This window comes from Pseudomonas sp. Pseusp15, assembly GCF_059492165.1.
Genome location: NZ_CP168523.1, coordinates 5,941,439 through 5,953,614, shown reverse-complemented (window position 1 = coordinate 5,953,614; position 12,176 = coordinate 5,941,439). Strand labels below are relative to the sequence as shown.

The 12,176-nt window shown below is 59.1% G+C and carries 13 protein-coding genes, 1 tRNA gene and 1 pseudogene; 12 read left to right on the top strand and 3 right to left on the bottom strand.

Annotated features, from left to right (window positions below):
* The first annotated feature begins 2 nt into the window (after nucleotides 1–2).
* From ACEN8R_RS26870 to ACEN8R_RS26860, 3 genes are all read left to right on the top strand, one after another.
* Nucleotides 3–79: transfer RNA gene (locus ACEN8R_RS26870), tRNA-Ile, on the top strand.
* A 534-nt stretch (nucleotides 80–613) separates the two neighbouring features.
* A complete protein-coding gene (locus ACEN8R_RS26865) occupies nucleotides 614–967 on the top strand; it encodes a hypothetical protein (RefSeq protein WP_018928837.1) in 354 nt (117 codons plus the stop codon).
* A gap of 10 nt (nucleotides 968–977) precedes the next feature.
* Nucleotides 978–1,220, top strand: coding sequence for a hypothetical protein (locus ACEN8R_RS26860; RefSeq protein WP_018928836.1), 243 nt, complete (start codon nucleotides 978–980; stop codon nucleotides 1,218–1,220).
* 742 nt (nucleotides 1,221–1,962) lie between these two features.
* On the opposite strand, the gene ACEN8R_RS26855 is transcribed toward ACEN8R_RS26860, so the two are convergent.
* Entirely contained in the window at nucleotides 1,963–2,148 is a 186-nt protein-coding gene (locus tag ACEN8R_RS26855) for a hypothetical protein (protein ID WP_007936539.1), read from the bottom strand.
* A 125-nt stretch (nucleotides 2,149–2,273) separates the two neighbouring features.
* On the bottom strand, nucleotides 2,274–2,468 hold the full coding sequence (locus ACEN8R_RS26850) for a hypothetical protein (protein WP_018928835.1): 195 nt from the start codon (nucleotides 2,466–2,468) through the stop codon (nucleotides 2,274–2,276).
* A gap of 452 nt (nucleotides 2,469–2,920) precedes the next feature.
* On the opposite strand from ACEN8R_RS26850, the pseudogene ACEN8R_RS26845 reads away from it, so the two are divergent.
* A pseudogene (locus ACEN8R_RS26845) lies at nucleotides 2,921–3,228 on the top strand (DUF3077 domain-containing protein).
* A gap of 70 nt (nucleotides 3,229–3,298) precedes the next feature.
* Here the strand turns inward: ACEN8R_RS26845 and ACEN8R_RS26840 are convergent.
* Nucleotides 3,299–3,943, bottom strand: coding sequence for a peptidase M41 (locus ACEN8R_RS26840; RefSeq protein ID WP_018928834.1), 645 nt, complete (start codon nucleotides 3,941–3,943; stop codon nucleotides 3,299–3,301).
* Between the two features lie 138 nt (nucleotides 3,944–4,081).
* Here ACEN8R_RS26840 and ACEN8R_RS26835 point away from each other — a divergent pair, with 138 nt between their 5' ends.
* The 8 genes from ACEN8R_RS26835 to pqqD all read left to right on the top strand — a co-directional run bounded on the left by ACEN8R_RS26835 (nucleotide 4,082) and on the right by pqqD (nucleotide 12,175).
* A complete protein-coding gene (locus tag ACEN8R_RS26835) occupies nucleotides 4,082–4,543 on the top strand; it encodes an Lrp/AsnC family transcriptional regulator (RefSeq protein ID WP_007980298.1) in 462 nt (153 codons plus the stop codon).
* 217 nt (nucleotides 4,544–4,760) lie between these two features.
* Entirely contained in the window at nucleotides 4,761–6,443 is a 1,683-nt protein-coding gene (locus tag ACEN8R_RS26830) for a flavin monoamine oxidase family protein (RefSeq protein WP_018928833.1), read from the top strand.
* A 12-nt stretch (nucleotides 6,444–6,455) separates the two neighbouring features.
* On the top strand, nucleotides 6,456–7,250 hold the full coding sequence (locus ACEN8R_RS26825; protein ID WP_018928832.1) for a carbon-nitrogen hydrolase family protein: 795 nt from the start codon (nucleotides 6,456–6,458) through the stop codon (nucleotides 7,248–7,250).
* 107 nt (nucleotides 7,251–7,357) lie between these two features.
* Nucleotides 7,358–9,796, top strand: a complete 2,439-nt coding sequence (gene pqqF / locus ACEN8R_RS26820; RefSeq protein WP_495624480.1) for a pyrroloquinoline quinone biosynthesis protein PqqF — start codon at nucleotides 7,358–7,360, stop codon at nucleotides 9,794–9,796.
* Nucleotides 9,797–9,952: 156 nt separating this feature from the next.
* Entirely contained in the window at nucleotides 9,953–10,027 is a 75-nt protein-coding gene (gene pqqA / locus ACEN8R_RS26815) for a pyrroloquinoline quinone precursor peptide PqqA (RefSeq protein WP_009045898.1), read from the top strand.
* Between the two features lie 84 nt (nucleotides 10,028–10,111).
* Nucleotides 10,112–11,023 (top strand): pyrroloquinoline quinone biosynthesis protein PqqB, encoded by a 912-nt coding sequence (gene pqqB, locus ACEN8R_RS26810; protein ID WP_495624479.1) that lies wholly within the window; start codon nucleotides 10,112–10,114, stop codon nucleotides 11,021–11,023.
* Nucleotides 11,024–11,150: 127 nt separating this feature from the next.
* Nucleotides 11,151–11,903 carry a pyrroloquinoline-quinone synthase PqqC gene (gene pqqC / locus ACEN8R_RS26805; protein ID WP_495624478.1) on the top strand — a complete coding sequence of 251 codons (753 nt, stop codon included), beginning with the start codon at nucleotides 11,151–11,153 and terminating at the stop codon, nucleotides 11,901–11,903.
* Nucleotides 11,900–12,175: a pyrroloquinoline quinone biosynthesis peptide chaperone PqqD gene (gene pqqD / locus ACEN8R_RS26800; protein ID WP_495624477.1), complete on the top strand. Its 276-nt coding sequence runs from the start codon at nucleotides 11,900–11,902 to the stop codon at nucleotides 12,173–12,175. Before pqqC ends, pqqD begins: the two co-directional genes overlap by 4 nt.
* The last annotated feature ends 1 nt before the right edge of the window (nucleotide 12,176 follow it).

Sequence of the window (12,176 nt, the reverse complement as noted above, 5' to 3'; positions counted from 1 at the left end):
GAGGGCCTATAGCTCAGTTGGTTAGAGCAGAGGACTCATAATCCTTTGGTCCACGGTTCAAGTCCGTGTGGGCCCACCAACTCCAAAGCCGCGCATTGCGCGGCTTTCGCGTTTCTGGCTGGTCCACCACAGATACAGTCCTAGGGTCCAAGGGTACAAATTAGGTACAGTGCTGGTTCGCCAGCCGCCAAGGCGCTTCAAGGAGGTGCCTTGGCCTACAGGTCATCCTCTGGATTGCGCAACAGCCGCAACTCACCGCGTGCAACCTCATCCGGCACCGCGAAGGAGTACCGTCCCAGAGCCGTCGCTGTTGCCGCTGACCGAAAACTGACCTTGCGGGGGTGCGGTAGCTGGCGATGAGACCCGTGCAGACGTCAAATTCCCCGGGGCCTCACATCAAAGACCGTTTGCATCTTAGTCACCGCTTGTTGAAAATCATCGTCTTTTTGCACGAATGGATACGCGCATGAAGTTCGAGAAGACCACGCAGTACAGGTCCGAGGAAGGGATCGTCTTCAATCTGTCTCAAATCACCCTCATGGAAAGCGACTGAGGTCGTCTGCGCGAGCTGCACTTTGGCGAAGCGAAACGCGCCCATTAGCAAGTCAACAGCATGGTCGTCGATATGTACGACCGAATGCAGGCTCGAAACCTGCCATGCCTGCTGACAGTCTGCATTTCCAATCCCCTCACCCGGCAGCAGGCCGATGCTATCAGCACTATGCGCGGCAACGTCGCCAAGGGAATTGCTGCGGCCTCAGGTGGCGTTGCCGGGAAGGTAGGTGCGTTGGGCGGGCCGCTCATTGGCTGGGCTTCAGGTGCAGTCGTGACGACAGGTGTCAACTGGTACCTCAAAGGGGCCCTGCCGAACCTGCATGCAGGTGACGTGCTGGTCAGCATCGAGGGAGAGGTCCATGGCGGGATTGGCCCACAGCGCTCTGTCGTGACGCTGGTCATCAAGGTCTGAGGAACTGCACATGCCCTACATCATGCAAACTATCGTCCTTCTGGTGCTGGGCGCGATCCTCGTTCAGTTCCTGAAACCGTACCCGTTGCGCAAGTGGCTGGGTTTGACGCTGCTGGCAACGGGCTTGGTCAGCATCTTCAAGGTTGGTGAGCAGCAGGTGCTGGGCTTTGACCTGGAACTGCTAGCACTGCTGGCCGTGCCGCTGGGCGTGGTGCTTTTCCTGACGCGGCGGCGGTTCACGGAGGGGGACTGAAGCCCTGGCACGATTTCTCGGTGCCGTCTCTGACCCAAAATCATATGGGACAACAGTCGATCAACAGCGCGTTGATCGATGATCTTAGCGTTGGACCTTGCCGGCGGATTGGGGGTTACTTTGAACATACTGGTAACTCCTAACGTTGGTTAGATGCCGCCAAAATCACTGCTAAATGATCGGTGGCGGCTGTAACGCAGGCCAGGTGCAGTCGGAAATGTGTAATGCCACATTGACCAGCCTTGCCAACTCTGCGGGCGCGGCCTAATTCTGATCCTAGACAGCACGGATCTAGCGCACATGAAAGGTCACCGCAATCGCCAACCTTTAAAGTCAGACTATACGCATGCCTTAGGCCAAGCCGCGTTTTGCTTCTCGATCTGTGAATGGAACGTGGTTTGGCGCTGCGAGAGAATTAGCCCGGGGGCACTACAGAAGATCGTGGGCGAAGAATTCACTGCGGGGCGAATTGCGAAACTCAAAGGCTGCAAAATCAGTACAACCACGGTACAGTATTCAGCTTGAGCAACCTTCTCAAAATTACGCTTAACACCACGTATTACGGGGCCTCCAGCTATGCCAACCTACGTTCACCTACGAACGTTTTCTCTAGGCTTATCTGCTCGCCCGGCAACTCATAATCCTTTGGTCCACGGTTCAAGTCCGTGTGGGCCCACCAAACAAGAAAGCCGCGCTAATGCGCGGCTTTTGGCTTTCTGAGATTGAGGTTTGATTTTAGGGTTCAGACCAGCCGAGCCACCAAGGCGACGACAGCAAAGGTCACCAGGGCCAGAGCGGCGCCGAGCCCGAACGGCAGTAGTATCGCTCGGGTCGCGGTGGGGGCCGGGCTACGCATGTCTTCAGCCAAGGCGGCCACGTCTCGGTGCAACTGCTCAATGCTGGCTTGAGTCGTGGGGGGTGTGGACATACTGCTTCTTCCTGTGTGGATCACGGGCTCTGCCTAATGCGCTTACCCTAGTTGGATACGGTGAGCTGCTCCGTGGCAAAACTCAAGTGCCGCCGATGATTGGCTGCGCTCTGACGGGCTCGGTATTAGAGCTTGGACCACAGCCCGACAGCGGCGACGAAGGCGGTGACCAGACCGGCGCCCACCGCAAACGGATACCAAAAAGCTTCCTGTCTAAGCTTGCTTTCTTCGGCCATAAACTTGCGGGTCTCGGCCATGAATTTCCGGATTTCGACTTGGAGCTTATCGAGTTCCAGATTATCGCGGTCATTCTGTAGCATCAGTCATCCTGTCGGAGCTCGGGTCGCACCATGTGCGCTGCTCCGAGGCGGGTCGTGCGTCATTTTTCCTGTCTGCCGTCTAGGTTATATTTTGCGCGGATGGTGGGTTATCGGATGACGTCCGCTAACGTTGCAGGCAAACTCCGAGAATTGCGTAATGGGCGCATTTGGGCACTTTGCCGCCTTGTTGGGCTTTTCTTCGACGGGATACTCTCCAGACGTCGCTGCCAATGCAGCGATCGGGTGTGGTAACCCGGCGAGGCTAAGCGCAACAGCGCCCCCATCACGACTTCAGGCGTTTTTTACGCCTGCAATCCAGTGTTATGGCGGCTGTGCGTGGGAGACCTTCGGGTCTGCCGGTTCCTTGGCTCCCGGTTTACCACCCTGCGTACAGCTGCCACCCATTCGTGTGGTAACGAATGCGGCAGCTCCTCGAGTTAAGGAGCAACACAATGAGCAAAACAGATTCGCCCGCAGCTTCCGAACTGAAAACCATCGGCCTCACGCCGTTCACTTATTGCTCGGATCAGCCACTGTTCCACGTCAGGCTGGCGTCCCCATCCTCGACGCATTGACTCAAACCTCCGATCTGCTATCCCTCGCCAAGTCATTTGCCGAGGACGCAGCCTACGCAAAAGACACCGACCGCCACGCCTGGGCCGCACACTACCTGACGGCGATGAGCAAAGCGGTGATTGATGATGTGGTGAAAGTGCTGACACCGCGACCTGCCCGGACGGCGACAGAGTCCGAGGAATAGCGCCTGCACATTATTTGAAACACGCCCCGATTTTTCGGGGCTTCCAGATCGTGATCGGGAGTTCGGATGCTTAAGCCCAAACACTTAACGCTGGAATGGCCTGCACGGGGCCCAGCCGCTCAAGCACTTCAGCGGTCAACACAACCTCATACGTATCCGCCGGCCGCCCCCACTGCTCCACAATGACCATGCGCTCCACCAAAAGCCCCGCCAATCCAGTAATCGTATCGGCCAACACCTCGACGATTTCTTGGGTGCGCAACCACAAGCGATCATTAATGTCTGTCAGCTCAGCAATGATGCGATCAGACAACGCTGGATCCGTATCGGGATAGGCGATATTTCGAAGCAAGTACCGCAATTCTCTTATTTTTGCGTGATCCTGTTCCGCTCCAAACTCTCCGTTCAGGATGGCTGCCGCTTTCGACTTATGGACGCGTTTCTCGGGCGAGTGCTTTGCAGGCAAGGTCTGCGCCATGGCGCCAGCGAAGAGGACCATTATCCGGGCTTCCAAATGTTCCTTCATGGCTTCGAGCGACGAAATGGACCGCGTCAAGGTAATGGAGGCCCCACCATGATGCGTCAGGCCCATGGTCACTTTCAGGGTCACATCACCCGTTTCAAAACCCAGGGCTCGGGCTACGACGTAATGCCCCATTTCGTGATTGGCAATCTGCAGTGCATAGTCGCGCAGAGCCGCAGGCATACCCTTCATTTCGATCCCCTCGCTTCACAGCCCCTGGTTGCGCATTCGACTACGAGTGACAATTTGTGTCCATCCAATTAACCCGTTGAGGGCATGGACTGCCTGTAATATGCCTGCCCATTGCTCTGTACCATTGGAGATACCCCTTTGCCTGACACTCGCCCACCCGTTCTCGACGAAATCGACCGCCAATTGATCGCCGCCTTGCAGATCAATGCCCGTGAAAGTGTGGCCATGCTTGCCCGGCAACTGGGCATCGCCCGGACCACCGTTACTTCGCGCCTGGCCCGGTTGGAAAAGGCCAAGGTGATCACCGGTTACGGTGTGCGACTGGGTCAGCGTGTGGTGGATGGCGGATTGCAGGCTTACGTCGGGATTACGGTGCAACCGAGGTCTGGCAAGGAAGTGCTGCGACGACTTAGCGCCATGGCTCAGGTGCAGCAGCTGTGTGCGGTGAGTGGCGAGTTTGATTATGTGGCGTGGTTGCGCACCGATTCGCCGGAGCAGCTGGATCAGTTGCTGGATCAGATCGGCAGTGTGGATGGGGTGGAGAAGACGACGACTTCGATCATCCTGAGCAGCAAGATTGATCGGGGGCAGCCGGTTTGAGGCATTCGGTGTCTGGTCGGGACTCTTCGCGGGCAAGTCGGATCGCAGCACTGCTCACACCTACAATATGTAGTGATACATCGTCATATTGATAAAACAATTAGCAAAACGACGACACATTGCGTCTTATTAACGTGTTCTACGCTCTCTAGAATGGCTGCCATCTTTTCCTATACTCAGACGCGCATCCTGCGTCGGGTCGCCAGCAAGGTCAGCCATGAACAAGAACAATCGCCATCCTGCAGACGGTAAAAAACCAGTCACTATTTTCGGCCCGGATTTTCCTTTCGCCTTCGACGACTGGATCGAGCACCCAGCCGGCCTGGGGAGCATTCCAGCGCACAATCACGGCGCCGAAGTGGCGATCGTCGGGGCTGGCATTGCCGGTCTGGTGGCCGCCTATGAACTGATGAAACTGGGCCTCAAACCTGTCGTCTACGAAGCCTCGAAAATGGGCGGTCGTCTGCGCTCCCAGGCGTTCAACGGTGCCGAAGGCATCATCGCCGAGCTCGGCGGCATGCGCTTCCCGGTGTCGTCCACTGCGTTTTACCACTACGTCGACAAGCTCGGCCTCGAGACCAAGCCCTTCCCGAACCCGCTGACCCCCGCGTCTGGCAGCACAGTGATCGATCTGGAAGGCAAAACCCATTACGCACAGAAACTGGCGGATCTTCCTGCACTGTTCCAGGAAGTCGCTGACGCCTGGGCCGATGCCCTGGAAGACGGTTCGCGCTTCGGCGAGATCCAGCAGGCGATCCGCGATCGCGACGTGCCGCGCCTCAAGGAATTGTGGAACACCCTCGTGCCGTTGTGGGACGACCGCACGTTCTACGATTTCGTCGCCACCTCCAAAGCCTTCGCCAAGCTATCGTTCCATCACCGCGAAGTGTTCGGCCAGGTCGGTTTCGGCACCGGTGGCTGGGACTCGGACTTCCCCAACTCGATGCTGGAAATCTTCCGCGTAGTGATGACCAACTGCGACGATCACCAGCACCTGGTGGTCGGCGGCGTGGAACAAGTGCCGCAAGGCATCTGGCGCCATGTGCCGGAGCGTTGCGTGCACTGGCCTGAAGGCACCAGCCTCAGCTCGCTGCACAACGGCGCACCGCGTACCGGCGTGAAGAAAATTGCCCACGCGGCAGGCGGCCGTTTTGCGGTCACCGACAACTGGGGCGACACCCGCGAATACGCAGCGGTGCTGACCACTTGCCAGAGCTGGCTGCTGACCACCCAGATCGAATGCGACGAGAGCCTGTTCTCGCAAAAGATGTGGATGGCCCTGGACCGTACCCGCTACATGCAGTCGTCGAAAACTTTCGTGATGGTCGACCGCCCGTTCTGGAAGGACAAAGACCCGGAAACCGGCCGCGACCTGATGAGCATGACCCTCACTGATCGCCTGACCCGTGGCACGTACTTGTTCGATAACGGCGACGACAAGCCTGGGGTGATTTGCCTGTCGTACTCATGGATGAGCGACGCCCTGAAAATGCTTCCACAGCCAGTGGAAAAGCGCGTGAAGCTGGCGCTGGATGCGTTGAAGAAGATCTACCCGAAAGTCGACATCGCCGCGCGGATCATCGGCGATCCGATCACCGTGTCGTGGGAAGCCGACCCGCATTTCCTCGGGGCCTTCAAGGGCGCCCTGCCCGGTCACTACCGCTACAACCAGCGCATGTATGCGCACTTCATGCAGGACGACATGCCGCCCGAGCAACGCGGGATTTTCATCGCCGGCGATGACGTTTCATGGACGCCGGCGTGGGTTGAAGGCGCGGTGCAGACGTCGCTCAACGCGGTATGGGGCATCATGAAACACTTCGGCGGTGAAACTCACGCCGAAAACCCGGGTCCAGGAGATGTGTTCAACGAGATCGGTCCGATCGCCCTGCCCGAGTAAGAGGAATCCGAAATGCGCGTAGCCCTTTACCAATGTCCACCGCTGCCCCTGGATGTCGCAGGCAACCTGCAACGCCTACATCAACTGGCGCTGGAGGCCAAGGGCGCGGATTTGCTGGTGGTGCCGGAGATGTTCCTGACCGGCTACAACATCGGCATAGACGCCGTCAGCGTGCTGGCGGAGGTGCACAACGGTGAATCGGCGCAGCAAATCGCGCGCATCGCCAAGGCAGCCGGGATCGCCATTCTGTATGGCTACCCCGAGCGTACCGAGGACGGGCAGATCTACAACGCCGTGCAGTTGATCGACGCCCATGGCGAGCGGCTGTGCAACTACCGCAAGACTCATCTGTTCGGTGACCTCGATCACTCGATGTTCAGCCCCGGGTCGGATGAGTTTCCGTTGGTTGAACTCAATGGCTGGAAGCTTGGCTTTTTGATCTGCTACGACTTGGAGTTCCCGGAGAACGCCCGGCGTCTGGCGTTGGCCGGTGCCGAGCTGATCCTGGTGCCGACGGCGAACATGATTCCCTACGATTTCATCGCCGACGTCACCGTCCGCGCCCGGGCCTTCGAAAACCAGTGTTATGTGGCTTACGCCAACTACTGTGGGAGCGAGGGCGAGATCCAGTATTGCGGCCAGAGCAGCATCGCCGCGCCGGATGGCAGCCGTATCGCCCAGGCCGGCCTTGATGAAGCACTGATTGTCGGTGAGCTGGATCGCCAGCTGATGATCGATTCCCGCGCCACCAATCGCTACTTCCTCGATCGCCGTCCCGAGCTTTACGACGCGCTGAACAAGCGCTGATCCACTTAGGGGGCGTTCTCAATATGTTTCCCCGGCGCAGTGTGGAAACTCATTGAGAACGCCCCCTAATCCGCTAGCATTAGCGCTTCTCTGTTCTGGAAGTGCTCATGCCTGCGCTGAATCACCCCCACCTTCACACTGAAACCCTGGCCAACGGTCTGCGGGTGACGCTGCGTCATGCTCCCGGTTTGAAGCGCTGCGCCGCGGCGTTGCGGGTCGCTGCCGGCAGTCACGACGTGCCACCGGCCTGGCCGGGGCTGGCGCACTTTCTTGAGCATTTACTGTTCCTGGGTACGGAGCGCTTTCCTGCAGAGCAAGGGCTGATGGCCTACGTACAAGGTCATGGCGGGCAGGTAAACGCGCGAACCAGCGAACGGACGACGGACTTCTTTTTTGAACTGCCACCCCAGGCGTTCAGCGCTGGGCTGGAGCGTCTGTCAGACATGCTCGCCCATCCGCGTATGAATCCGGACGATCAGCGGCGGGAACGGGAAGTGCTGCACGCTGAATTTGTCGCCTGGTCGCGGGATGCCACAGCCCAACAGCAATTCGCGCTGTTCGACGGGCTCTCGGCGGCTCACCCGTTGCGGGCGTTTCATGCTGGCAACCGTTACAGCCTGCCGATTCCGCAGCCCGAGTTTCAGCAAGCCTTACAGGGCTTCTATCAGCGGTTTTATCAGACCGGCCAGATGACGCTGAGCCTGGCCGGCCCGCAGAGTCTCGACGAATTGAAAGGGATGGCGCAGAAGTTTGCCGCGGCCATTACCACCGGGGAGAAAGTCCCTCAGACAAAGCCCACCCTGTTGATGGATTCTTCGGCCAATAGTTATCAACAGGCTGGAGAACGTCGACTGGATCTGCTGATCACCCTCGAAGCGCTGCCCGACTCATCGCCCGAAGCACTGGCGTTCCTGTGTCATTGGTTGAATGCCGCAAAACCCGGCGGCCTGTTGGCGCAGCTGCAAAACTCTGGGCTGGCGGACAACCTGAAAGCCGCGCCGCTCTACCGCTACGCCGGGCAAGCCTTGCTGCACATCGAATTCATGCTGCGGGCGAACGCCACGCAACCGGGCAGCGCAATCCGCGAACAGCTTCTGGATTGGCTGGGCTTTTTTGCCTCTCGTCAGGATTGGGCTCTATTGCGCGAAGAGTACGCAACCCTGCAGCAGCGCCAACAGCAAGTCAGCAGCGCCTTGCAACTGGCCCAACGGGACAGCGAGCAACTTGAACCGGGGTTATCCGAACAGGGCGTTGTCGCACTCAAGGCAATCCTGAAACAAATCGGCGCTGTGGATAACTTCACCGGCCAGTGGCAACTGCCAACGCCCAATCCGTTTTTGCGTACCGAGGCTCCAGCCGCGAATGCCGGGTTGATTCGCGGCCAGACCAGCGCTCATCGCGGCCTGCGGACCTTTGCCCAGGATCGCTCACGCAGTCGCCGCGAGCGATCGCCGATGCAGTTCAGTCAGGCATTGCCGGATAACACGGATGAAGGTGCGGTGTATCTGCGCTGGCGCCTGGAATCCGCACCTCACAGCCGTCTTCAGACGAATCTGGAAAACAGCCTGGGGCCGTTGCGCGAAGATGCACGTCAGGCGGGTGTCGACGTTTCCTTCAGTGCATCGGGCAATGAATGGCTGCTGAAACTGACGGGCCTGCAGGAGCCGATGCCAACAGTCCTCGAGCATGTGCTGAAAGCGCTGACACAACCTGATGCCCGTTTCTCACAGGAAGCTCCGATGGCCATCCCTTTGATGCCGATTCGACAGTTGCTCAAGGTGCTGCCCGATCTATGCACTGAGCACACCGCAGCCTCGGATGACTTGCAGCAACTCTGGTCGAGCGCGCGTTGGGATGGCCTGGCGACCGGACTGTCGGCCCAGACGCAAGCGGCGATGGGGCTGGTCTTGAGTCGTGTGCCGGGAACGCCGGACCATCAATCGACGTCACCTCTATCGATCGGCTCACAGCATCTCTGGAGCGCCATCGATACCGGCTCCAGCGAACACGCGCTGTTACTCTTTTGTCCGACAGCAACCCACGACATCGCCGACGAAGCTGCCTGGCGCTTGCTCGCACACGTGTGCCAGACACCGTTCTATCAACGCTTGCGGGTGGAGCTGCAACTCGGTTACGCGGTGTTCAGTGGCCTGCGCCAGATCAACGGTCAGACCGGGCTGTTGTTCGGCGTGCAATCGCCGAGCGTCGCGCCTCTGGACTTGTTGCAGCACATCGAACAATTCCTCGGCGAGCTCGAAAGGATGATCGAAAGCATCGATGAGCTGACCTTCATCGCCCAACGCCAAGCCCTGGCCGATCAATTCGACAGCACCGCCCTGCCCAACACCCAGGCCGCCGAACTGCTCTGGCAAGGCAAACTGGCCGGCCACTCGTCGGATTATCTGGGCCTTTTACCTCAAGCGATTCTGAAGATCGACCGCAAAGCCTTGCTGGCCGCGGCACAGCGACTGAATAGGGCCGAAGGTGGCTGGCGCTGTCTGGCCAGCGGAGCTTGCCCGACTACGCGCTGGCAAGTGGCAAAATGATCATTACCTGCGCTGCAATTAGCTTTCTCAAAGATTCGCAGCCAATCACTCTGTAATTTTGAGTAACATAGCCACCTAACTATCTGAACATCTCCGGCTGGAGGTGGACTATATGTGTAGGTCTCAACTGTCCCATCCACCTGAAGGAGCGCTTCTATGTCCTGGTCCAAACCTGCTTACACCGACCTGCGTATCGGCTTCGAAGTCACCATGTACTTCGCAAGCCGCTAAGCTCTGCCGTTTGGTAGAGAATGCAGTGCTACGCCTCGGCTTGCCGGGGCGTTTTTATTTTCAGTTTTCGATGATGGAGCGGCCATGTTTGTCCAGATTCTAGGTTCCGCCGCCGGCGGCGGTTTCCCCCAGTGGAACTGCAACTGCGCGAACTGCGCAGGTTTTCGCGACGGCAGCCTGCGGGCCGAGGCGCGTACCCAGTCGTCCATCGCGATTTCCGATGATGGCGTGAACTGGGTGCTGTGCAATGCTTCGCCGGACATCCGCGCCCAGCTCCAGAGTTTCGCGCCGATGCAGCCGGGCCGCGCGCTGCGTGATACCGGCATCAGCGCAATCATCCTGATGGACAGCCAGATCGACCACACCACCGGCCTGCTCAGCTTGCGCGAAGGCTGCCCGCATCAGGTCTGGTGCACCGACATGGTCCATGAAGACCTGAGCACCGGGTTCCCGTTGTTCACCATGCTGACCTACTGGAATGGCGGGTTGAACTGGAACCGTATCGAACTCGATCAGAGCTTCACCGTCCCGGCCTGCCCGAATCTGCGTTTCACCCCACTGCCCCTGCGCAGCGCCGCCCCACCCTACTCGCCGCACCGCTTCGACCCGCATCCGGGCGACAACATCGGCCTGATCGTCGAAGACCTGGGCACCGGCGGTAAACTGTTCTACGCACCGGGCCTGGGCAAGGTCGATGCACCACTGCTGAAGATCATGGCCAGCAGCGATTGCCTGTTGGTGGACGGTACGATGTGGGACGACGACGAAATGCAGCGCCGTGGTGTCGGCACGCGCACGGGTCGGGAAATGGGCCATCTGGCGCAGAACGGCCCCGGCGGCATGCTCGAAGTGCTGGAACAACTGCCCAAGCAGCGCAAAGTGCTTATCCACATCAACAACACCAACCCGATTCTCGATGAGGATTCGCCAGAGCGTGCGGAGCTGGCCCGTCGTGAAGTTGAAGTGGCTTATGACGGCATGAGTATTGTGCTGTAGCGGATGGCCTCTTCGCGGGCCAGCCACGCTCCCACAGGGATAGCGCTATCTCTGTGGGAGCAGGCCTGCCCGCGAAGGCGTCAGACCAGACACCAAAGAATCCACCGGTTGTTCCCGGAGAACCGCAATGACTGATACCCCAATGTCCCCCGCCGAATTCGAAGCGGCCCTGCGCGCCAAGGGCGCCTATTACCACATCTATCACCCATATCACGTGGCGATGTATGAAGGTCGGGCGACTCGCGAGCAGATCCAGGGCTGGGTCGCCAATCGCTTTTACTATCAGGTGAACATCCCGCTCAAGGACGCCGCGATCCTGGCCAACTGCCCGAACCGCGAGATTCGTCGCGAGTGGATTCAGCGCCTGCTGGACCATGACGGCGCCCCCGGCGAAGACGGCGGTATCGAAGCCTGGTTGCGTCTTGGGCAAGCGGTCGGCCTCGACCCGGATCAGTTGCGCTCCCAGGAGCTGGTGCTGCCCGGCGTGCGTTTCGCCGTGGATGCCTACGTCAACTTCGCCCGCCGGGCCCGTTGGCAGGAAGCCGCTAGCAGCTCATTGACCGAGCTGTTCGCGCCGCAAATCCACCAATCGCGCCTCGACAGTTGGCCGCAGCATTACCCGTGGATCGACCCGGCCGGCTACGAATATTTCCGTACGCGCCTGGGCCAGGCTCGCCGGGATGTGGAGCACGGTCTGGCAATCACGTTGCAGCATTACACTACGCGGGAAGGCCAGGAGCGCATGCTGGAAATTCTCCAGTTCAAACTGGACATTCTTTGGAGCATGCTCGATGCCATGAGCATGGCCTACGAACTGAACCGCCCGCCGTACCACAGCGTGACCGAACAGCGGGTCTGGCATAAAGGAATCACCTTATGAGTTTTGATCGCAGCAAAACCCCGACCTGGCGTCCCGGCTACCGTTTCCAGTACGAACCGGCGCAAAAGGGCCATGTATTGCTCTACCCCGAAGGCATGATCAAACTCAATGAGAGCGCCGCGCTGATCGGCGGCTTGATCGATGGCCAGCGAGATGTCGCGGCGATCATTGCCAAACTGGGCGCGCAGTTCCCCGACGTGCCCGAGCTCGGTGAAGACATCGAGCAATTCATGGAGGTCGCCCGTGCTCAGCACTGGATCGAACTTGCCTGAT

Excerpts from the sequence above, each read along its gene's own strand:
- ACEN8R_RS26865 (WP_018928837.1), top strand. The coding sequence starts at position 614 with ATGGTCGTCGATATGTACGACCGAATGCAGGCTCGAAACCTGCCATGC.
- ACEN8R_RS26860 (WP_018928836.1), top strand. The coding sequence starts at position 978 with ATGCCCTACATCATGCAAACTATCGTCCTTCTGGTGCTGGGCGCGATC.
- ACEN8R_RS26855 (WP_007936539.1), bottom strand. The coding sequence starts at position 2,148 with ATGTCCACACCCCCCACGACTCAAGCCAGCATTGAGCAGTTGCACCGA.
- ACEN8R_RS26850 (WP_018928835.1), bottom strand. The coding sequence starts at position 2,468 with ATGCTACAGAATGACCGCGATAATCTGGAACTCGATAAGCTCCAAGTC.
- ACEN8R_RS26840 (WP_018928834.1), bottom strand. The coding sequence starts at position 3,943 with ATGAAGGGTATGCCTGCGGCTCTGCGCGACTATGCACTGCAGATTGCC.
- ACEN8R_RS26830 (WP_018928833.1), top strand. The coding sequence starts at position 4,761 with ATGAACAAGAACAATCGCCATCCTGCAGACGGTAAAAAACCAGTCACT.
- ACEN8R_RS26825 (WP_018928832.1), top strand. The coding sequence starts at position 6,456 with ATGCGCGTAGCCCTTTACCAATGTCCACCGCTGCCCCTGGATGTCGCA.
- pqqF (WP_495624480.1), top strand. The coding sequence starts at position 7,358 with ATGCCTGCGCTGAATCACCCCCACCTTCACACTGAAACCCTGGCCAAC.
- pqqB (WP_495624479.1), top strand. The coding sequence starts at position 10,112 with ATGTTTGTCCAGATTCTAGGTTCCGCCGCCGGCGGCGGTTTCCCCCAG.
- pqqC (WP_495624478.1), top strand. The coding sequence starts at position 11,151 with ATGACTGATACCCCAATGTCCCCCGCCGAATTCGAAGCGGCCCTGCGC.
- pqqD (WP_495624477.1), top strand. The coding sequence starts at position 11,900 with ATGAGTTTTGATCGCAGCAAAACCCCGACCTGGCGTCCCGGCTACCGT.